Origin of the sequence: Pseudomonas viciae (genome assembly GCF_004786035.1) — a bacterium.
GTDB lineage: Bacteria > Pseudomonadota > Gammaproteobacteria > Pseudomonadales > Pseudomonadaceae > Aquipseudomonas > Aquipseudomonas viciae.
Genome location: NZ_CP035088.1, coordinates 3,313,161 through 3,337,420 on the forward strand (window position 1 = coordinate 3,313,161; position 24,260 = coordinate 3,337,420).

2 protein-coding genes (1 of these 2 only partly in view) are annotated in these 24,260 nt (G+C 65.7%); both read left to right on the plus strand.

What is annotated here, in order from left to right; genetic code table 11:
* Positions 1-9,609: a non-ribosomal peptide synthetase gene (locus tag EPZ47_RS14970; protein ID WP_135845499.1), complete on the plus strand. Its 9,609-nt coding sequence runs from the start codon at positions 1-3 to the stop codon at positions 9,607-9,609.
* Positions 9,606-24,260, plus strand: the 5' portion of a protein-coding gene (locus EPZ47_RS14975) for a non-ribosomal peptide synthase/polyketide synthase (RefSeq protein WP_135845500.1). It continues 3,147 nt past the right edge of the window; 14,655 of the gene's 17,802 nt are visible here — the first part of the coding sequence; the start codon lies at positions 9,606-9,608; its stop codon lies off the right edge, out of view. Before EPZ47_RS14970 ends, EPZ47_RS14975 begins: the two co-directional genes overlap by 4 nt.

Consider the following 24,260-nt stretch of genomic DNA (forward strand, 5'->3'; position numbering starts at 1 on the left):
ATGATCGAACCGCGATGCTTTTCGTTAAGCTCCACGCAGCAATCCGTCTGGCTCGACCAGTTATTATCGCCCGATATCCCCTCCTACAACATCGGCGTCACGGTGCAGATCCACGGTGCGGTGGACCTTGCGGTATTTGCCGCTGCGGTGCGGGTGGTAGTCGCTCAACACGATGCGTTGCGGCTGATCTTCAGCGAAAGTGACGGGCACGCGCAGCAACGGGTAGCCACCGACTTGGAGGCGCCTTTCGCCTACCATGACTGGCGCGGCGAGCCCGAGGCACGCGCCCAGGCCCTGGCCACTATCACGCAACTGAATCGCACGCCGTTCGCACTTTATGATCAACCGTTGTGGGGCATGGAATGGTTCCAGTTGTCCGACACCGAGGCCCTGTGGAACAGCCGGTATCACCACCTGATCTGTGATGGCACGTCGGTGGGCCTGGTCGGCCAGGCCGTTAGTGCGGCTTACAATCAGTTGCTGCGCGGTGAGCAGCCGGTGCTGGATCCGGAACTGGCGAGAGGCTACCGAACCTTTGCGGCCAGGGACCAGGAGTACCTGCGCTCGTCGCGCTACGACAAGGCCCGTGAATACTGGCTGGAGCAGTTTGCGGCGCTGCCGGAACCGTTGTTCCAGGCCGCCCGGTCACCGAGCGTAAAACGCCAGCCACAGCCCAATGCAGCCGCTCATGCTGTCAGCGCCCAGGCGACCTGGCCATTGGGGACACAGCGCCTGGATGCTCTGAGCCAGTTGGCAAAAGCTCAGGGCGCTACGCTGAGCCATTGTCTGAGCGCCTTACTGGCCGCTTACTTCAGCCGGGTGACGGATCAAAGGGAGAACCTGGTCATCGGTCTGCCGGTGCATAACCGCGCCAACGCCTTGCAAAAACGTACCGTGGGCATGTTTTCTTCGGTGTTGCCATTGGCGGTCGCGGTCGATCCTCTAGCCAACTTTACCCAAACCGTGCAACAGGTCGCCGGCCAGACCCTGCGCAGCTATCGGCACCAACGCTACCCATTGCAAGCCTTGCATCGCGAACTACGCGCACGGGCCGGACATCCCGGCCACCTGTTTGAACTGATGCTGTCGGTCGAACAGTACCCCGGCGATGTCAACCTGGGGTCGGCGCGTTGCTCGCTGCGCACCTGGCACAGCGGCTATGAGCGTTATCCGCTGGCCGTCTACCTGCGGGACTATGAGGCCCAAACCGAACCGTTCCTGGAGCTCAACTACGACCCGCGGCTGTTCAACGCCGAGCAGATCGCCGCGCACCTGCGGCGGCTCGAACACTTGACCGAGCAGGTGCTCGCCGACCCCACCCGGGCGCTGGCCGATTGGCCGTTGCTCGATGACACCGAACGGCATCAGGTCATTGAAAAATTCAATGCGACCACCCGTGACTACCCCGCCAATGAGCCACTGCATGTGTTGTTCGAGGCGCAGGTACAGCGTCGACCCGAGGCGACGGCGGTGCTGGATGGCGACCATTCGCTGAGCTATCGCCAGCTCGATCAGCGCGCTGAACGGTTGGCTCGCCACCTGGCGGCAAGTGGCGTCGAGACCGGCAGCAAGGTCGCGGTGTGTATGGCTCGGGCCGCGTCGCTGATCGTGTCGATCCTGGCGATCTTGAAACGCGGAGCGGCCTATGTGCCCATCGATCGAGATGCCCCGACCGCCCATCAAGCGCGAGTGTTGGTGGATTGCGGCACGGCTTGGCTGCTCAGCGCAGGTGACAGCCCAGCGCCGAAGGATGGCGTCCTGGTCATCGATGTCGAGGCCTTGACCGAAGACCCGACCGCTGGCCCAAGCCGTCTACTGGCGAGTAGCGCAGGCGACGTCGCCTACGTCATGTACACCTCCGGCTCCACTGGCGCGCCCAAGGGTGTGCAAGTACCGCACCGTGCGGTTACCCGGCTGGTGCGCAACAACGGTTTCGCCGAGTTCAACGCCCAGGACCGGATTGCCCTGGCCGCCAACCCGGCGTTCGATGCCAGTACCCTGGAAATCTGGGGCGCATTGCTCAACGGCGGCTGCCTGGTGGTCTGCCCGCGCGACACCCTGCTCGACGCTGCGCGCTTCAATGAGCATCTGCTGCACCACGAAGTCAGCGTGCTGTGGCTCACCGCCGGGCTCTTTCATCAGTTTGCCGAACCTTTGGCCCCGGCATTTCGCAGCCTGCGCTACCTGATGGTCGGCGGCGATGTGCTCGACCCTCGACGTATTGCCCAGGTGCTGCGCCATTCGCCGCCCCAACACCTGCTCAACGGCTACGGGCCGACCGAAAGCACCACCTTCGCCACCACTCACCGCATCAGCCTCGAAGACGCACTAAGCGGTGATATCCCTATCGGCAAACCCATCGGCAACACCCAGGTCTACGTGCTCGACGAACAGCGTCGTCCGTTGCCCATTGGCGTCGCTGGCGAGCTGTACATCGGCGGTGACGGCTTGGCCCTGGGTTACTTGAACCAGCCGCAACTGAGCGAACAACGCTTCGTGCCCAACCCGTTCCAGCCGGGCTCGCGTCTGTATCGCACCGGCGATCTGGCTCGCTGGCGCGCCGACGGTGTGCTGATGTTCCTGGGACGTAACGATTTCCAGGTCAAGATCCGTGGCTTTCGCATTGAACTGGGCGAGATCGAAGCGCAGCTCAAGGCCTTGCCCGAGGTGAGCGAAGCCGTGGTCCTGGCCGATGCCCAGCAACGTTTGCTGGCCTATTTCACCGCCACCACGGTCCAGGAGCCGAGCGAGTTGCGCGCGCGCCTGGCCGCCGTGCTGCCGGACTACATGCTGCCAGCGACCTTCGTCCAGGTGGACAGTTTTGCCCTGACCGCCAACGGCAAGCTGGACCGTCGCGCCCTGCCCGAACCCGATGAAACTCATTTTGCCCAGCAACGCTATGAAGCGCCGCAAGGGCCAGTGGAAACCCGCCTGGCCGAGCTTTGGGCCCAGGTCCTTGGTGTGCCGCGGGTGGGACGCCAGGACAACTTCTTTGCCCTCGGTGGGCACTCGTTGATGGCGGTGCAATTGGTCGAACAATTGCGCGTGCAGGGCTGGAGCCTGGATGTCGGGACGTTGTTCAACGCCAGCAACTTGCTCAACCTGGCCCTGGCGCTGGAACACCCTGGCGAGCCAGTCGAGGCCTGCGAAGCGGTAACAGCGTCCATCCCGCCGCACTGTGTCCGGATTACCCCAGAAAATGTGCCGCTGGTGAACCTGCCCCAAGCGCAGATCGATCGCATCGTCGCCAGCGTCGACGGCGGCACCGCCAACGTGCAGGACATCTACCCCCTCGCGCCGTTGCAGGAAGGCCTGCTGTTCCAACACTTGCTGCAGCCCACGGACGATGCCTACCTGCTGCGAGCCACCCTCGCCTTCGACAGCCGAGAGCGCCTGCAAGGGTTCATCGCAGCGTTCGACCAAGTGATTGCCCGCCATGACATCCTGCGCAGCGCGGTGCTCTGGGAGGGCCTGGACGAGCCGGTGCAAGTGGTCTGGCGCACTGCCCGTCTGCCCGTGGTCCACCTCGCCGATGGGGAAACCTTTGCCGAGCGCGCGCTGGACATTCGTCGCGCGCCGTTGGCGCAGGCGTTCACGCGCTTCGACGCGCCCCGGCAACAGTGGCAGTTGCAATTGGTCCACCACCACCTGGCCATCGACCATGCCACCCTGGGCCTGCTGTTTGCCGAAGTCCGCGCCTTGATGCTCGATCCCGATCATCGGCTGCCGCCTAGCGTGCCATTTCGCCCGTTCGTGGCCCAGGCCCGCGAGCCTCGGCGTCAAGCGAGCGCCGAGGCATATTTCCAGCGCCTGCTTGGCGACGTTGACGAACCGACCCTGCCCTATGGTCTGCACGATATCCAAGGCACGGGCCGTGACAATCGCGAGGCGCAGTGTCAGCTCGAACCGGCCTTGTCCCTGCGCTTGCGGCGCCTGGCCAAGACCCAAGGGGTGGGCGTCGCCAGCCTGTTCCACCTGGCCTGGGCGATGCTGGTCGGCAAGACCAGTGGCCGTGACGACGTAGTCTTCGGCACGGTGCTGTTCGGGCGTTTCACCGGGGGCCAGCAGGTCGACCGGGCCCTGGGCATGTTCATCAATACTCTGCCACTGCGCATCGACCTCGACACACCACTGCACACTGCGTTGCGTCAGATCCATACGCGGCTGATCGAATTACTCGCCCATGAACACGCGCCCCTGGCCCTGGCACAACGTTGCAGCGCCTTGCCAGCCCAGGCGCCGCTGTTCACGGCCCTGCTGAACTTCCGCCACAGCCAGGCCCAGCACTCGGCACGCCCGGAGTTCGACCTGCCGGGCATCCAGGTGCTGGGCAGCGAGGAACGCAGCAACTACCCGTTCTGCCTGTCTGTCGATGACTTGGGCGATGGGTTTGCCCTGACCGCGCAAATCCAGCGTTCGGTCTGCGCCGAAGCGGTCCTGGCGCACATGGTCCAAGCCCTGTGGTTGGTTGCGCAGACCTTGGAAACGGCGCCGACGACCCTTGCCAGCACACTCGACAGCTTGCCCGCGAGGCAACGCGAACAGGTACTGGAAGGGTTCAACGCGACCCATCAGCCGCACCCACGTGACACCCTGCTGCAACAACCTTTCGAACAGCAGGCCGCGTTGCGCCCCGACGCCGTGGCCGCGTATGTTGCAACCGCAACCGCCGGTACCACGACGCTCACCTATGGCCAGCTCAACCGCCAGGCCAACCAACTGGCCCATGCCTTGCTGGCGTCCGGATTGCGCCCCGATGATCGGGTGGCGATCTGTCTGGAGCGCGGCCCGCACCTGCTGGTCGCCTTGCTGGCCATCTTGAAGGCCGGCGCCGCCTACGTGCCCCTGGATCCTACTTACCCGCCGGCCCGCCTGCTGCACATGCTCGAAGACAGCGCACCGCGCCTGGTCCTGAGCAGCCAGTCACTTCGAGGTCGGCTACCGGCCGCGACGACGGCCGAGCGCTGGGAGCTGGACGCCCCAGCGTTGCAAGCACAGTTGGCCGCCTTGCCGATGGAAAATCCCGACGTCAACGGCCTGCACGCGGCGCACCTGGCCTATGTGATCTACACCTCCGGCTCGACCGGACTGCCCAAGGGCGTGATGATCGAACACCGAAACGCCTGCAACCTGCTGCACTGGGCCCTGCGCAGCTTCGAGGCGGATGAACTGCAACGCAGCCTGTTCGCCACCTCGATCAATTTCGACCTGGCGGTGTTCGAATGCTTTGTCCCCCTAGCCGCCGGCGCAGCCCTGCAACTGGTCGACAATGCCTTGGCCCTGGTTTCGCAGGCCAGCGCCGTAACGCTGATCAACAGCGTACCTTCGGCGGTCGAGGAACTGCTCAGGATCGGCGCCATCCCCGGCGCGACCCGAGTCGTCAACCTGGCCGGCGAACCGCTCAAGGCGCGCCTGGTGGAACAGCTGTTCGCCCAGAGCGCCACGCGTCGAGTGTGCAACCTCTACGGACCGACGGAAACCACCACCTACTCGACCTGGTTGTCGATGCGTCGCGAAGAGGGCTACGTGGCCGGCATTGGCCGACCGCTGGACAACACCCGCGTGTACCTGCTCGATCGCCATCGCCAGCCGGTGCCGCTGGGGGTGGCCGGGGAAATCTACATAGGCGGCGCGGGCGTGGCGCGCGGCTACCTGAACCGGCCGGAGCTGAGCGCCGAGCGGTTTCTGCCCGACCCTTTTGTCACCACGCCCGACGCGCGTATGTACCGCACGGGTGATCTGGGGCGCTGGCGTGCCGATGGTCACCTGGAATACCTGGGGCGTAACGATTTCCAGGTCAAGGTACGCGGCTTTCGCATCGAACTGGGTGAGATCGAAACCCAGTTGCTCGGCATGCCGGGCCTGCGCGAAGCGGTGGTAGTGGCTCAACCCGGCCCTTCCGGCGACTCGCGCCTGGTCGCCTACCTGGTGCCCCATGACGCCGCCAGCCCTGCCCCGGTTCTGGCCGAAGTCCGCGCCCATCTGCAAAGCCGTTTGCCGGACTACATGCTGCCCAGTGCATGCGTCGTCCTGGCCAGCCTGCCGCTGACGCCCAACGGCAAACTCGATCGCCAAGCTTTGCCAGCGCCTGCGGCAGCGTCCGGTGGCCACGCCAAACAGGCGCCACGCGGGGCCACCGAACGACGCCTGGCAGCGATCTGGACGCAGGTACTCGGTGAACCGGACATCGGTCGCGAGGATGACTTCTTCAGCCTCGGCGGGCACTCGCTGTTGGCGGTACAACTGCTCGAACAACTGCGGCGCAACGGTTGGGACCTGGACATCCGCAGCGTTTTCGAACGCCCGACCCTTGCCACCTTGGCCCAGCGTCTGGAGACACTCGGCACTGGCGCCGCGCCTGAAGCCAGTGCCACGCGCATTCCTACCCCTTGCTCACAGATCACCCCGTCGATGCTCGACCTGATCGAGTTGCCCCAGGCCCAGATCGACCTGATCGCTGCCCGGGTCCCCGGCGGTGCCGCCAACATCCAGGATATCTATCCGCTGGGACCCTTGCAGGAAGGCATGCTCTATCACCATCGTGCGCAAAGCGCCGGGGATCGCTACGTGTTGCGCAGCCTGCTGGCGTTTACCGACGAGGCACGCCTGCAAGGCTTCTGCGCCGCACTGGAGCAGGTCATCGCCCGGCACGACGCCTTGCGCACCCTGGTGCTCTGGGAAGACTTGGACGAACCCCTGCAAGTGGTCTTGCGCCAGGTGGCCTTCGTGCCTCGTCGCCTGTTATTCAGCGGTGACGACATCGCCGGGCAATTGCAGGCCAGCGCCGATCCCCGCCATTACCGACTCGACTTGCGCCAGGCACCGCTGATCGAGGCGCGGGAGGCGTTCGATGCCGTCCATGAGCGCTGGTTGCTGTTGCTGCTGCATCATCACGTAGTGGTGGATCACACGTCGCTGGAGCTGATGATCGAGGAGATCGCCCTGATCGAAGGCGCCCGCCAGGCAGACTTGCCGCCACCCACCAGCACCCGTGGGTTGGTGGCCCAGGCTCGACAGGCGCACGTCGAGGCGGCTGCGCGGACATTTTTCAGCGAGCAGTTGGGCGACCTGGAGGAACCCACCCTGCCCTTTGCCATCGATCTGGAAACCGATCCGCGCTGGCAGGCTCTGGAACACCGGCAAGCGCTGCCGACCGAACTGGCTCGGCGCTTGCGTCAACAGGCCAGCGCCCACGGGGTGAGCGCGGCCAGTATCTGTCACTTGGCCTGGGCGTTGGTCTTGAGTCACCTCAGCGGGCGCGATGACGTGGTTTTCGGCACGGTCCTGTTCGGGCGTCTGCAGGCCGGGGCCCACGCGGACCGGACCGTGGGGCTGTTCATCAACACCTTGCCGTTGCGCGTGCGCCTGGATGACGGTGTGCAGGTAGTGCTGGCCCGCGTGCAGCATGCCTTGAACGGTTTGCTGAGCCACGAGCAGACCCCGCTGGCCTTGGCCCAGCGTTGCAGCGCCATGCCGGCGGGCACCGCGCTGTTCAGCGCGTTGTTCAATTACCGCTACAGCCATGCCGAGCAGGCGAACCTGCGCCAGGCCATGCCGGGAATGAGCTTGTTGCACAGCGAAGAGCGCACCCATTATCCGTTCAACCTGGCGGTGGACGACCTGGGCGAAGGTTTTCAACTGACCGCCCAGACCCACCCCGGGCACGCCCCGGCCCGGCTCGTCGGGTTCATGCAGCAAGCCTTGGGTGCGTTGGTGGAAGCGCTGGAGCAAGCCGGCGATACCTCCGTGCTGCAATTGTGCGTGCTGCCAGCCGAAGAAAAGGCGCAATTGGACCGCCTCAACCCACCGCTCGCCGCGCAGGCCCCCGCCGCGACCCTCCAACAACGCTTTGCCGAACAGGCCGCGCGCAGCCCGGACGCCCTGGCGGTCATCGACGAACACCAAGCCCTGAGCTTTCGTCAGCTCAACCAACAGGCCAATCGCCTGGCCCATCACCTGCTCGCGATGGGTATACAGCGCGGCCAGCGCATCGCGGTCTGCCTGGAACGCGAGGCCCATCTGGCGATCGCCCTGCTGGCAGTGTGGAAAGCCGGTTGCGCCTATGTACCGCTGGATCCGGACTACCCGGTGACACGCCTGGCTTACATGCTCAGCGACAGCGCCCCGGCCGCCCTGCTTACCCAGGAACACGTGCGCGACCGGCTACCGTCTTTCGACGGCGGACCGTTGCTCAGCCTCGATGCACAATCGGAAGGGCTCGCGGCCTGGCAGCAGGCCTGCGCAGACAACCCCGATGGCGCCGCGCTGGGACAGCAGCCCAGCGACCTGGCCTACCTGATCTATACCTCAGGTTCCACCGGACAGCCCAAAGGCGTCATGGTCGAACACCGCTCGGTGCTCAACCTTTGGGCCGGGTTGCGCCAGCGCCTGGACGATCTGCCGCCCGGTACGCGCTGTTCACTCAACGCCTCTGTCGCCTTCGATGCCTCGGTGCAGCAGCTCTGCCAATGGCTGAGCGGCCACTGCCTGGTGCTGGTCCCCAAACGCGTGCGTCTGGATGCAGGCGCCTTGCTCGGCTACCTCAGCGCCCAGCAGGTCACTGTATTCGATTGCACCCCAAGCCAGATGCAGGCCTTGCTCAAGCACCGACAAACGCTGGCAGCGGCCGAGCCGTTGCCGCGGCGCATCCTGCTTGGCGGCGAAGCGGTGTCCAGCGAGTTGTGGACGCAGTTGGCCGGCGAGTACGAGGTACGCGTGTTGAACGTCTACGGCCCCACCGAATGCACGGTCGACACCACCAGCGCCTGGCTCGATCACCATTCGCAGCCAAGCCTGGGCCAGCCGCTGCCCAACACTCAGGTGCAGGTGCTCGATGGCCATGGCCGACGCGCGCCGTTGGGGGGGGCTGGGGAAATTCATATTGGTGGCTATGGCGTGGCCCGTGGTTACTGGCAACGCGAAGACCTGACCCGCGAGCGTTTCATTGTCGACCCGTTTACCCGCCAGCCGGGCGCGCGGCTCTATCGCACCGGTGACCTCGGCCGCTGGGAGCTGGATGGCAGCCTCAGCTACTTGGGGCGCACGGACTTTCAAGTGAAGATCCATGGGCACCGCATCGAGCTGGGTGAAATCGAAAGCCACCTACTGGCGCTGCCCGGCGTGCGCCAGGCCGTGGTGGTGGGGCGCGCCGACCGCCATGGCGTGACGCGCCTGGTCGCCTACCTGCAAGGCTCGGCCCTGCCCACCCCGAGCCAGGCACGCACCACCCTTGGTGAACGTTTGCCCGATTACATGCTGCCTAGCGCGTATGTGCGCCTGGACAGCCTGCCATTGACCGCCAACGGCAAGCTCGACCGCAACGCCCTGCCAGAACCTGACGCCCAGGCCTTTGTGCAAACGAACTATGCAGCCCCGCAAGGTGAGGTGGAGATCACTCTGGCGGCGCTCTGGTGCGAGCTGCTGAATGTCGAGCGGGTCGGTCGCCACGACAATTTCTTTGCCCTGGGCGGTCACTCGTTGATCGCCATGAGTCTGGTCGAGCGCATGCGCCAGCAGCGCTTGCGGGTGGATATCAGCCAACTGTTCACCGCCCCGACCCTGGCAGGTCTGGCCGCGGCCACTACCCCTTTGAAGGAGATGCTCCTGTGACTGCGGCTCAACTGCTGGCTTTGCTCAAACAACGTGGTGTGACCCTGTCATTGCGCGGCGATCAATTATCGGTGGTGGCCGACGATCAGGTCCTGGCCGACCAGGAGCTGATCGCGCTGCTGCGCAGCCACAAACCGGCACTGATCGAAGCCTTGCGCCAGCCTGTCGCGCTACCGCCCCTCGAGAGCGGATTGCCCAAGGGAACCACGCACGTTACCCCAGCGATGTTCGACCTCTGCCAGCTGGACGAAGCCCAGGTCGCCAGCATCGTTGCCGGCGTACCGGGCGGCGCCGCCAATATCCAGGACATCTACCCACTGGTGCCCTTGCAAGCGGGCATTCTCTTTCATCACCTGCTCCAACAGCGCGGCGACACCTATCTGCTGAACGTGCTGCTGGCCTTCGACGACGAGCCCTGTTTGCGGCGCTTCATGGACGCGCTCAACCAAGCCATCGCCCGCCATGACATCCTGCGCACCGCCTTGGCCTGGGAGGGCCTCGATGAACCGGTGCAGGTGGTCTGGCGCCAGGCGCCGCTGGCACTGGAGTTGATCAACCCCGCCCAGGCCGATGTCGAGGCTGCATTGCGCGCCCACACCGATCCACGGCAGCAGCGCCTGGACCTGCGCCAGGCGCCCTTGATGCGCGCGGTGGCCGCCGAGGACCCAAGCGCCGGCCGCTGGCTGTTGCAACTGTTGCACCACCACGCGGTAATGGATCACACCTCGCTGGAACGGCTGGTTCGGGAGGTCGCGGCGATCCAGCAAGGTCGGCTGGCCGAACTGCAGCCACCGCAGCCGTTCCGCGATTTCGTACTGCGCGCTCGCCAGGGACTGAGCGACGCGCAACATGCCGCGTTCTTCACCGAGCTGCTGGGCGATATCGATGAACCCACCGCGCCGTGCGGGCTGCTCGACGTACGCGGCGATGGCAGCCAGGTCCAAACCCTGGAGGCACCGCTGGCGATCGATCTGAGTCGCCGGATCCGTCTGCTCGCACGCAACCTGGGCGTCAGCAGCGCCAGTCTGTTGCACCTGGCCTGGGCCTTGGTCCTGGGCAAGGCCAGCGGCCGCGACGATGTGGTGTTCGGCACGGTGATGTTCGGTCGATTGCTCGGCGCTGGCGAAGCCGCGACCGCCATGGGGCTGTTCATCAATACCCTGCCATTGCGGGTGCGCCTGGCGGTGCCGGTGGAACAGGCGCTGCGCGACACCCACACGTTGCTCAGCCGGCTGATTGCCCACGAGCACGCGCCCCTCGGCCTGGCCCAGCGTTGCAGTGCCTTGCCCAGTGGCACGCCGCTGTTCTCGGCGTTGCTCAACTACCGGCATAGCGCCGCCACCGAGCACGCCCCAGTGCTGGCTGGCATGCGCGTACTGGGTGGCGAGGAACGCACCAACTACCCATTCAATTTATCGGTGGACGATCTGGGCGAAGGTTTTTCGCTGAGCCTGCAAATCGACGCCCAGGTCGGTGCCGAACCGGTGCTCGACTGGCTGAACACAGCGCTGCAGAACCTGCTCGAGGCCCTCGAACGGCACCCACAAACCCTGGCATGCCAGCTTTCAGTGCTGCCTGGTGCGGAACAAGAACGGCTGTTGCGCACCTTCAACGCCACCACTCGCACCCTTCCTGGCCCGGGCTTGCTGCACCTGGCATTGGAGCAACAGGCCGAGCGGCAACCACAAGCCATCGCCGCACGTTTCGAGGCCGCCGATGGCTCGAGTCCGCTGACCTATGGGCAGCTCAATGCCCAGGCCAACCGGTTGGCGCACCGTCTATTGCAGGCCGGGGTCGAACCCGACAGCCGTGTCGCGATCTGCCTGGAACGCGGCCCGCACCTGCTGATCGCCCTGCTCGGGATTCTCAAGGCCGGCGCCGCCTATGTGCCGTTGGATCCGGCGTATCCACGGGAACGTTTGCTGCACATGCTCGAAGACAGCGCGCCGCGGGCGCTGTTGACGCTTCGCGCCCTGCAATCCAGTGTTCCAGCGCCCACTGGTTGCGAGCTGCTGTGCCTGGACGCCCCCCACACCCAGGCCAGCCTGGCCGAACTCCCCTGCGACAATCCCGATCCAGCTAGCCTGGGCCTGACCAGCGCGCACCTGGCCTACGTGATCTACACCTCGGGGTCCACGGGCACGCCCAAAGGCGTGATGATCGAGCACCGCAACGCCTGCAACTTGCTGAACTGGGCGCTGCACGCATTCGACGCGGTCAGCCTGCGGGACAGCCTGTTTGCCACTTCGATCAACTTTGACCTGGCGGTGTTCGAGTATTTCGTCCCTCTGGCCGCTGGCGCGACCTTGCACGTGGCCCGCAATGCCCTGGCCTTGCTCGACTGCCCGGTGCCGGTGACGCTGATCAACAGCGTGCCTTCGGCGCTTGACGCGCTGGTCGGTGCCCAGGCGATCCCGGCCTCGACGCGTGTGGTCAACCTGGCTGGCGAGCCCCTCAAGCAAAGCCTGGTCGAGCAAGTGTTCGCCCATAGCGCGGTGCAGCGCCTGTGCAACCTGTACGGTCCTTCGGAAACCACCACGTATTCGACCTGGGTGTCGATGAGCCGCGAGCAGGGTTTCGTACCCGGTATCGGGCGACCGCTGGACAACACCCGGGTGTACATCCTCGATGCCCATCGGCAGTTGGTGCCGCTGGGCGTGGTCGGGGAGCTCTATATCGGCGGCGCCGGGGTCGCCCGTGGCTACCTGAATCGACCAGCACTGAGCGCGGAGCGCTTCCTGGAGGACCCGTTCGCTACCCAGCCCGGCGCGAGGATGTACCGCACCGGAGACCTGGGCCGCTGGACCGCCGAGGGTCAGCTTCTCTATCTGGGGCGCAACGACTTCCAGGTCAAGGTGCGTGGCTATCGCATCGAGCTGGGGGAAATCGAAACGGCCCTGGGCCGGGTGTCGGGCGTGCAGCACGCCGTGGTGATCGCTCGGGAAGATGTGGCCGGGGACCCACGCTTGGTGGCGTACTGGGTGGCCCAGCCAGGCGTGTCGGTGTCCGAGGTACAACTGCGCGACGCCCTGGCCGCAGGCCTGCCGGAGTACATGCAGCCCAGCGCTTACGTAGCTCTGTCGGCCCTGCCGCTGACGCCCAATGGCAAGCTCGATCGCAGCGCCCTGCCCGCTCCCGAGCATGGCGCGGCCGGGCACTTCGAACCGCCCCAAGGCCCGCTGGAAATCCAGTTGGCGGCCATTTGGAGCCGCTTGTTGGGGGTGCCAAGGGTCGGTCGGGACGAGCACTTTTTCCAAGCCGGCGGCCATTCGCTGCTGGCGGTGCAGTTGATTTCTCAACTGCGTCAGCAATTGCGGGTCGAGCTACCACTGGCCTGTGTGTTCGACCAGCCAACCCTGCAGCGTCAGGCCCGGGCTATCGAAGCCTTGGCCGCGTCCGGACAATACGGTGCGGCGTCCATCCCGGCCGTTGCGCGGCCGGCACGGCTGCCGCTGTCGTTTGCCCAGCAACGCTTGTGGTTTATCGCCCACCTGGATACCCAGGCCAGCGCCGCCTACCACATGGCCGGTGGTGTGCATTTGCGCGGAGAGTTAAACGAATCGGCATTGCGCGCGACACTGTCACGCATCGTTGAGCGGCATGAAGCCTTGCGCACCCGTTTCGTGTCCGAAGGTGGTGAACCGGTCCAGGTCATCGACCCACCGCAGGCTTTCGTCATGCCCAACGAAGACCTGCGCGGCCACCCACAGGCGATATTCCAGGCCCGCTGCGCCGCCGAAGCGCAGGCGGCGTTCGACCTGGCGCGGGGCCCGTTGATTCGTGCGCGCCTATTGCGCCTGGCCGACCAGGAGCACGTCCTGCTGGTCACCTTGCACCACATCGTCGGCGATGCCTGGTCGCTGGGGGTGCTCACCCGCGAACTGACCGAACTGTACCGGGCCTTTGTCCTGGACCAAGCCGACCCGCTGCCGCCGCTGGCCATCCAGTACGCCGACTACGCCCTGTGGCAACGCTCACCGCGCCAGGCACAACGAATCGCCGAACAACTGGCTTACTGGCGCACCCAGCTCGAAGACGCCCCGCCACTGTTGAACCTGACCTTGGACCGGCCACGTCCAGCGCACCAGGATTTCACCGGCGCCAGCCTGGAAGTCAGCATCGACGCAGGTTTGGTCCAGTCCATCAAACAGCTGAGCGACCGGCACGGCGGCACCTTGTTCATGACCGTCCTGACCGCCTGGTCGATCGTACTGGCGCGGTTGTCCGGGCAGAATGACCTGGTGATCGGCTCGGTGCTGGCGAACCGGACCCGTGTCGAAGTCGAGCCGCTGATCGGCTTTTTCGTCAACACCCAAGCGTTGCGTATACGGCTCGACGAGGTCAGCCAGGTTGCGCAATTGCTCGCCCAGGTGCGGCGCACCGCGCTGGACGCCCAGGCCCATCAGGAGGTCGCCTTCGAGCATCTGGTCGAGGCCTTGAATCCAAGCCGTTCGCTGGCCCATAGTCCGATCTTCCAGGTCATGTTCGCCTGGCAGAACGCTCCGCAGCCGAGCCTGGCACTGGGCGCCCTGGAATTGACGCCGCTGAGCACCGACGAAGACAGCGCCAAATTCGACCTGACCCTTAACCTGTACGAACGCGACGGCGTGATTGGCGGTCGATTGACCTATGCCACGGCGCTGTTCGAGGCCAGCACCGTGCAACGGCATTGGCAGGCCCTGTGCGCCACGTTGCAGGCCATGGTCGACGATGACCAGCAACCCCTCGATGGGCTGTCGATTCTCGGCACAGCCGAGCGCGAACAAGTGCTGCATGCCTTCAATGCCAGCGCCCTCGACTACCCGGCAGCCGAGCCGCTGCACGCGTTATTCGAGGCCCAGGCACAGCGTCGACCCGAGGCGACGGCGGTGCAGGATGGCGACCACTCGCTGAGCTATCGTCAGCTCGACCATTACGCCGAACAATTGGCTAACTGGCTGGCCGAACACGGCGTGCAACCGGGTGATCGGGTGGCCCTGTGCCTGGACCGCGGCCCGCGTCTGGTCGCGACAATCCTGGCGATTCTGAAAAACGGCGCGGCCTACGTGCCCATCGACACGGCCACCCCGCTGGAACGGCAACGTGCCCTGCTGCACGATTGCGGCAGTGCCTGGTTGCTCACCGACGAACTGCCCTCCAGCGTGCTCGACCCGACGGTCCGACACCTGGCCTTGGCAACCTGGGAAAACACCCTGGCGCAGGGCTCTCTCGCCACGCCGCGCCAGCATCCTTCGGTGTCTGCCGAAGCGACCGCCTACATCATGTATACCTCCGGTTCCACTGGCGCGCCCAAGGGTGTGCAAGTCCCCCACCGTGCGGTTACCCGGCTGGTGCGCAACAACGGTTTCGCCGAGTTCAACGCCCAGGACCGGATTGCCCTGGCCGCCAACCCGGCGTTCGATGCCTGCACCCTGGAAATCTGGGGCGCATTGCTCAACGGCGGCTGCCTGGTGGTCTGCCCGCGCGACACCCTGCTCGACGCTGCGCGCTTCAATGAACATCTGCTGCACCATGAAGTCAGCGTGCTGTGGCTCACCGCCGGGCTCTTTCATCAGTTTGCCGAACCCTTGGCCCCGGCGTTTCGCAGCCTGCGCTACCTGATGGTCGGCGGCGATGTGCTCGACCCTCGACGTATTGCCCAGGTGCTGCGCCATTCGCCGCCCCAACACCTGCTCAACGGCTACGGGCCGACCGAAAGCACTACTTTTGCCACCACCCACCGCATCACCCTTGAAGACGCCCTGAACGGTGATATTCCGATTGGCAAACCCATCGGCAACACCCAGGTCTACGTGCTCGACGAACAGCGTCGTCCGTTGCCCATTGGCGTCGCTGGCGAGCTGTACATCGGCGGTGACGGGTTGGCCCTGGGTTACTTGAACCAGCCGCAACTGAGCGAACAACGCTTCGTGCCCAACCCGTTCCAGCCGGGCTCGCGTCTGTATCGCACCGGCGATCTGGCTCGCTGGCGCGCCGACGGTGTGCTGATGTTCCGGGGACGTAACGATTTCCAGGTCAAGATCCGTGGCTTTCGCATTGAACTGGGCGAGATCGAAGCGCAGCTCAAGGCCTTGCACGAGGTGAGCGAAGCCGTGGTCCTGGCCGATGCCCGGCAACGTTTGCTGGCCTATTTCACCGCCACCACGGTCCAGGAGCCGAGCGAGTTGCGTGCGCGCCTGGCCGCCGTGCTGCCGGACTACATGCTGCCCGCCGCCTTCGTCCAGGTGGACAGTTTTGCCCTGACCGCCAACGGCAAGCTGGACCGTCGCGCCCTGCCCGAACCCGACGAAACTCATTTTGCCCAGCAACGTTATGAAACGCCGCAAGGGCTGGTGGAAACCCGCCTGGCCGAGCTTTGGGCCCAGGTCCTTGGTGTGCCGCGGGTGGGGCGCCAGGACAACTTCTTTGCCCTCGGTGGGCATTCGCTGCTGGCGGTGCAACTGGTCGAGCAGATGCGTACAGAAGGCTGGGGCATCGATGTTCGCACCCTGTTCGGTGCGCCCACCATCGCCGCACTGGCCACGGCGCTGGCGCACCGCGAAACATCCCCCAGTCATGATCCCGCAGCAATGGGAGCATCCCTGCCATTGGGCTGCACCCACATCACGCCTGAGTTGTTGCCGTTGGTGGAATTGACCCAGGCGCAGATCGACCGCATCGTCGCCAGCGTCGAGGGCGGCGCGGCCAACGTGCAGGACATCTATCCCCTGGCGCCGTTGCAGGAAGGCCTGTTCTTTCACTATTTGTTGCAGGACGAAGGCGACACCTACCTGCTGCACACCACCCTGGCCTTCGCCGACGAAGCCCGGCTGGACGCTTTTTGCCTGGCGCTGCAACAAGTCATCGCCCGCCACGACATTTTGCGCACCGCCCTGGCCTGGGAAGACCTGGAGCAACCCGTGCAGGTGGTTTGGCGGGAGGCGCCGCTGCCCATCGAGATCCTGCGCATTACCGAAGTCGATGCGCTCGCTCAACTACAGGCCCACACCAATCCCCGGCAGCGACGCCTGGACATCCGCCAGGCGCCGCTGCTACGGGTGGTGAAGGCGTTCGACGCCGGCCAGCAACGTTGGTTGCTGCAGGTCTTGCACCATCACCTGGTGCTGGACCACACCACCCTGGAACGCATGGTCGAGGAAATCGTGCTGATCCAGCAGGGCCGCGCGGCGCAGTTGCGCGCACCGGTGCCGTTCCGGACCTTCGTCGGGCACGCCCGGCGCGGCCAGGACAGTGCCCGGCAGCAGGCTTTTTTTCAAACCATGCTTGCCGACGTCAGCGAACCCACCGCCCCGTTTGGCCTGCTGGATGTGCAAAATACCGGCGAAATCGACGAGGCCCACGGGTCGCTGGACCCAACGCTGGCGCTCGCCCTGCGCCAGGCGGCGCGGCGCCATCAGGTGAGCGTCGCCAGTCTGTTTCACCTGGCCATGGCGCTGGTGTTGGGCAAGGCCACCGGTCGCGCCGACGTGGTATTCGGCACAGTCTTGCTCGGTCGTTTGCAAGGCGTGCAAGGCGCCGATCAGGCGTTGGGGGTTTTCATCAATACCTTACCGCTGCGCATCGGCTTCGCGCAGACCTCGGTAAGCGACAGTCTGCAACGTACCCATCAGGCCTTGCTGGCGTTGCTCGAACATGAGCACGCACCGTTGACCATGGCCCAACGCTGCAGCGGCGTGCCGGCCAGCACGCCGTTGTTTTCCGCGCTGCTGAATTTTCGCTACAGCCTGGAAGACACGCCACACCAAAGTGTCGAGGGCATGCAGGTGCTGAGCAGCGCCGAACGCACCAACTATCCCTTCACTGTTTCGGTGGACGACCTTGGCCAAGGCTTCGGCGTGACTGCGCAAATTGCCGGTTCGGTGGGGGCGCAACGAGTCTGGTCCTTCCTGCACCGTGCCCTCGTTAGCCTGGTCGAAGCCCTGGATCACAACGCGCAACAGCTCGCCCAAACCCTCGACATCCTGCCGGCGGACGAGCATCAGCGCTTGGCCCGCTTCAACGCCACGCAGCGTACGCAGCCCGAACGTGCCTTGCTGCACCAGCGGTTCGAAGCACAGGCTCGCTTGACCCCGGAGGCTGAGGCGGTGCGGTGCAAGGGGCGCGTGCTCAGCTACGGACAGCTCGACCGCCAGGCCAATCGCCTGGCCCGGCAACTGCAAGCACTGGGTGTCGGGCCCGAGACACGGGTCGGTGTTCACTTGCGCCGCTGTCCGGAATTGATCGTCGCGCTGCTTGCCGTGCTCAAGGCGGGCGGCGCGTACGTCCCGCTGGACCCTGCCTACCCGACTCAACGCCTGGCCTACATGCTCGACGACAGTGCCCCCGTGGCGGTGCTGACGATGGGCGACGCGCCGCTGGGCCTCACCCTCGCCGATACCTGCCGGCGGCTCAATGTCGACGAGGCGTTGCACACCGGCGACACGACGCCGTTGGCTGTGGCGTTGGAGGGCAGCCACCTGGCCTACATGATCTACACCTCCGGCTCTACCGGGCAACCCAAGGGGGTGATGATCGAACACCGCAACGCGCGCAATTTCCTCGACTGGGCCCTGCGTAGCTTTAGCGCTGAAACCCTTGCCCACAGCCTGTTCAGCACCTCGATCAACTTCGACTTGTCGGTGTTCGAATGCTTCGCACCGTTGTCCTGCGGCGGCTCCCTCGAACTGGTCGACGACGCCCTTGCCCTGCTCGAGCACCGTCCCGCCCTGAGCCTGCTCAACAGTGTGCCCTCGGCCGTTGACGCCTTGCTGCGCGCCGATGCGCTGCCGGGCTCGCTGGGCACCGTCAACCTCGCCGGCGAAGCGCTGCCACGACACTTGGTCGAGCGGCTGTTCGCCCATGGCGCGGTGCGCCAAGTCAACAACCTCTATGGCCCGACCGAGACCACGGTCTATTCGACCTGGGCCTCGATGGACCGCGCGCGCGGCTTTGTCCCGCACATTGGCCGGCCCATCGACAATACTCAGGTGCACGTGTTGGATGACGCGCGGCAACCACTGCCGGTGGGCGTGACTGGCGAGTTGTATATCGGCGGGGCCGGCGTGGGGCGTGGCTACCATCGGCGCCCCGAACTGACCCGCGAGCGCTTCCTGCCCGACCCGTTCAGTGCCGAGCCGACGGCGCGGCTGTACCGCACTGGCGACTTGGGCTTCTGGGACGCCCACGGCCAGTTGCATTACCTGGGGCGCAACGATTTCCAGGTCAAGATTCGTGGTTTTCGCATCGAACTGGGGGAAATCGAAGCGGCTCTGCTCGCGCTTCCACACGTGGCCGCCGCAGCAGTGCTGGCGGTCCAGCGTAATGGTCGCGAGCCCGCGCTGGTGGCCTATGCCGTGGCGACGGCGGACGCAGCGCCGTTGACCCCAACAGCGCTGCGCGAAGCCCTGGCGAGTCGTTTGCCGGGATACATGGTGCCAGCGCTGGTCATGCCCCTGGACGCGCTGCCCCTGACCCCCAACGGCAAACTCGACCGCGCGGCCTTGCCGGTGCCCGACGAAGACGCCTGGACCGCCCAGGCTTACGAAGCGCCAAGCGGTGAACAGGAAACGCTCATGGCCGAAATCTGGCGCGACCTGCTGGGCGTCGCCCAGGTGGGACGTCATGATCATTTCTTCGAGCTCGGCGGACACTCGCTGCTGGCGGTGCAATGGGTCTCCCGGGTGCGCCAGCGCCTGGGGCTGGAATTGCCCCTGGCGACCTTGTATGCGCACCCGACCGTGGCCGCGCTGGCCAGCGTCATGGGCAATGCGACGCGCAGCGCCCTGGCGCCGATCACGGTGCTGCCGCAGAGCGTTGCGCGTCCCTTGTCGTTTGCCCAGCAACGTCTATGGTTCATCGCCCGCCTGGATGAGCAGGCGAGCGCCGCCTACCACATCAGCGGCGCCCTGCGCCTGGATGGCGAACTGGACGAAACGGCGCTGCGCAACGCCTTGACGCGCATCGTCGAACGCCACGCCGTGCTGCGTACCCGTTTCATCGAGCAGGACGCAGAAGTCCGCCAGGTCATCGACGCGCAGCCGCGCATGGCGTTCGCCCGCCTGGCGCTGGACGCTAGCGACCCGGCCCGCCTGCAACAAGTCATGGCCAGCGAAGCTGCCCAGCCGTTCTCATTGAGCGAAGGCCCGTTGCTACGGGTGCTGCTGGTGCGGCAGAACCCTTGCTGCCACGTGCTGCACGTGACCTTGCACCACATCATCGCCGACGGCTGGTCCATCGGGGTGCTGATCGACGAACTGTCAACCTTGTACAAAGCGTTCCGCCAGGGCGCGGCGGATCCGCTTCCAGCCCTGGCGATCCAATACGCCGACTATGCCGCCTGGCAACGCGACTGGCTGGCCGGCGAGCGTCGTACCGAGCAGTTGGCCTATTGGCTCGAACACCTGCGCGACGCACCTGAGCGGGTCGACCTGCCCAGCGATCGTCCACGGCCACCCCGCCAGGACTTCGCCGGTGCGCGGCTGACGGTCGCACTCGATGAGCCGACCAGCGCTGCGATCAAGGACTTGAGTCGCCGCCACGGCACGTCGCTGTACATGACCTTGCTGGCGGCCTGGGCGATAGTGGTCGGGCGCCTGGCCGGCCAGGAACGCGTGGTGATCGGCACCCCGGTCGCCAACCGCACACGCAGCGAAGTCGAACCGTTGATTGGCTTTTTCGTCAACACCCAGGCGCTGTGCATCGACCTGGCCGGGCAACCGGACGTCAGCCAGTTGCTGGCCCAGGTGCGTGAGCACGCGCTGCAGGCCCAGGCGCACCAGGACGTGCCGTTCGAGCATGTGGTCGAAGCCCTCAACCCGCCCCGCTCGCTGGCGCACAGCCCGGTGTTCCAGTTGATGTTCGCCTGGCAGAACGCTCCACGCAGCGCGCTGGACCTCGATGGCTTGAGCCTGACCAGTCTGGCCGCCGAGCAGGTCACCGCGCCTTTCGATCTGTCCCTGGAACTTTATGAGGCCGCGGGGCGCATTGTCGGTGGGCTCAACTACGCCACTGCGCTGTTCGATGCCGTCGGCGTGCATCGGCATTGGCGGTACCTGGTCAACGTCCTGCGCCAGCTGTGCGTCGACGACCGCCAACCGCTGGCCAGCCTGTCGTTGGTCGATGCCCAGGAGCGCGAGCACCTGCTGCACGGCCTCAACCCGGCGCCAACCGCCTACCCGCAGGCCGGCTGGGTGCACCAGCCGTTCGAACGCCAAGCGCTTTTGCAGCCCGACGCCATCGCGGTCGAACTGCATGGACGCGGGCTGAGTTACGCTGAGCTCGATCGCCAGGCCAATCACCTGGCCTGGCAGATGATCGAGCTGGGCGCGGGTCCAGGCCAACGCGTGGCGATCCATCTGCCGCGCAGTCTGGAGATGGTGTTGGCACTGGTCGCCACCCTCAAGACCGGTGCGGCCTACGTGCCGCTCGACCCGAGTCAGCCCCTCGCACGCCGGCAAGGCATCATCGAGGATTGCCAGCCGTGCCTGCTGCTGTGGGATGCGCTGGGCGTCGAGGTGTTGCAATGCGGCGACCGTTGCACGCCGCTGTCGGTGCGCTTGGCGGCAACGGCGATGCAGGCACCCTCCTCTCCATCGCTCGGGCAACCGAGCCCCGATGACCTGGCCTATGTCATGTACACCTCCGGCTCCACCGGCCTGCCCAAGGGGGTCGCCATGGGTCATCTGGCGTTGAGCAACCTGCTGGCCTGGCAGGTCGAACAGCCGTTGCCCGGCCCGGCTCGTACCCTGCAATTCGCCGCGCTGGGATTCGATGTCGCGTTTCAGGAGGTTTTCTCCACCCTGGGCAGCGGCGGTACCCTGGTGCTGTTGGACGAAGCCCAGCGCCTGGACCTCGCGAGCCTGCCGCGCTGGCTCGGCCAGGCGCGTATCGAGCGTTTGTTCCTGCCGTATATCGCCCTGGCAGCGATGGCCGACAGCTGGGCCGACGCCCCGCTTGAACTGCCCATGCTGCGCGACGTGATTGTCGCTGGCGAGGCGCTGCGCATCACCGGCGCGTTACGCACATTGTTCAGGCACCATCCCCGCGCGCGCCTGCACAACCACTATGGCCCGACCGAAACCCATGTGGTGTGTACCCACACCCTGCCCGACGATCCGGACCAATGGCCGGACGTACCGGTGATCGGACGGCCGATTGCCAACACCCAGGTGTGCCTGCTCGATGCCCATGGCCAATGGGTGCCCCAAGGCGTTGTCGGCGAACTGCATGTCACCGGCGTGGCCCTGGCCCAAGGCTACTTGAACCGTCCCGAACTGACCGCCGAGCGGTTTATCGAGTCCCCGTTCGACGCCACCCCCGGCGCGCGCCTGTACAAGACCGGCGACCTGGCTCGCTGGACCGCCGAAGGGACGCTGCAGTACCTGGGGCGCAATGACTTCCAAGTGAAGATTCGCGGTTATCGGGTTGAACTGGCCGAAGTGGAAAGCCGCCTCGATCAATTGCCCGGGCTGCGCGAGTCGGTGGTCGTCGTGCTGCCGGCGGACCACGGCGACCCGCGCCTGGTTGCCTATTTCAGCGCCGAGCAGACCTTGTCGCCGCTGGACCTGCGCAGCCAACTGAGTGAGCGCCTGCCCGAGTACATGTTGCCCAGCGCCTTTGTACAACTGCATGTCCTGCCGCTGACCAGCAATGGCAAGGTCGATCGCCAACGTTTGCCGGCGCCAGCCCCCGAGGCGTTTGCGCAAACGGAATATAGCCAGCCCGAGGGCGAGCTGGAAATGACCCTGGCGGCGATCTGGAGCCAATTGCTGGGTATCGCATCCATCGGTCGCGAAGACGATTTCTTCGCCTTGGGCGGACACTCGCTGCTGGCATTGCGGTTGCTCGCTCAAGTGCGCCATCGACTGGGCCTGGAAGTGCCGCTCTCGACGATCTTCGCCCAACCGCGCCTGCGCGCGTTGGCGGCAGTGCTGGCCGATGCCGGGCGCAGTCGCTTGGAACCGTTGCAGGAAGCCGACCGCAGCCAGCCCCTGCCACTCTCGTTCGCCCAGCAAAACCTCTGGCTGATCCAGCAACTCAACCCGGACTCGACAGCAGCCTTCAACATGCCGGCGGGCTTGCGCCTGCGCGGCAAGCTCGACATCGAGGCGCTGCGCCGCACGCTGGATCGTATCGTGGCGCGCCACGAAAGCCTGCGGACCCGGTTCGTGAGCCTGGCCGGCCAAGCGCGGCAGGTGATCGACCCACCACGGGCGATAGCCCTGCAGGTGCTGGACCTGAGCGCGCCCGGCGCGGCGGATTGGCAGGTGCTGTGCGCCGAGGAAGCTGGCCGGCCGTTCGACTTGACCTGTCAGTGGCCGATCCGCGCACGCCTGTTGCGACTGGATGTCGACGATCATGTCTTGCTGGTGACAGTGCATCACCTGGTCTCGGACGGCTGGTCCATGGGTGTGCTCACCGACGAGTTCTCCCGTCTCTACCGAGCCTTCAGCCAGGATCAGGTCGATCCCTTGGCGCCCCTGGTACGCCAGTACGGCGATTACACGCTGTGGCAACGCCAATGGCTGCAGGCGGACGAATTGCAACGCCAACGTGCCTATTGGAAGGCCCACCTGGACGGCGCGCCGACCTGCGTGACCCTGCCCACCGACCGACCGCGTCCGGCTCGACAGGACTACGCCGGGGCGAGCCTGCCGGTGCGCATCGATGCCGAACTGAGCCATGGGATCAAGGCCCTCGGACGGCGCCATGGCACCACCTTGTACATGACCTTGCTGGCGGCCTGGGCCGTGGTGGTCAGCCGGCTGTCGGGCCAGGCCGAGGTGGTGATCGGCTCACCTGTCGCCAACCGCAACCGGGTCGAGCTGGAACCGCTGATCGGCTTCTTCGTGAACTTCCAGGCCCTGCGCATCGACCTGGGCGACGCGCCCCGGGTGAGTGCGCTGCTGGCCCAGGTCAAGAACCTGGCGCTGGCCGCCCAAGAGCATCAGGACCTGCCATTCGAGCAAGTGATCGAAGCGCTCAACCCACCGCGTTCGCTGGCTCATAACGCGATTTTCCAACTGATGCTGGCCTGGCAGAACGCTCCGCAGGGCAACCTCGACCTGGGCAACGGACTGCAATTGCACAGCGTCGGCGCGCCGGTCAGCACAGCCAAGTTCGACCTGGCCCTGGATGTCCATGAAGCGGGCGATGTCATCGAGGGTGGCTTCAACTACGCCACCGCGCTGTTCGATGCCGACACCGTGGCCCGTCACTGGCAGGCGCTGTTGGCCGTGCTGCGGGCCATGGTCGACGACGATCGTCGGGCCGTGACCCGCATCGACCTGCTCAGCCCGGCCGAGCGCGAGCAGTTGCTGCATGGCTTCAATCCGGCGCTGGCGCTGGAGGCCCCGAGCGGCGAACGATTGCACCAACGTTTCGAAGCCCAGGTCGCACGTCGTGGGGACGCCATTGCGCTCCAATACGAGAGCCTGACCCTCAGCTACCGGGCGCTCAACGAGCGGGCCAATCGCCTGGCCCATCGCCTGCGCGACCTGGATGTCGGCCCGGACAGCCGCGTGGCGATCCACGCCGAGCGCGGCATCGAAATGCTCATCGGCATACTCGCGGTCCTCAAGGCCGGAGGCGCCTATGTGCCGCTGGATCCGGTCTACCCGGCGCAGCGCTTGAACTTCATGCTCGACGACAGTGCGCCACGGGTCCTGCTGACC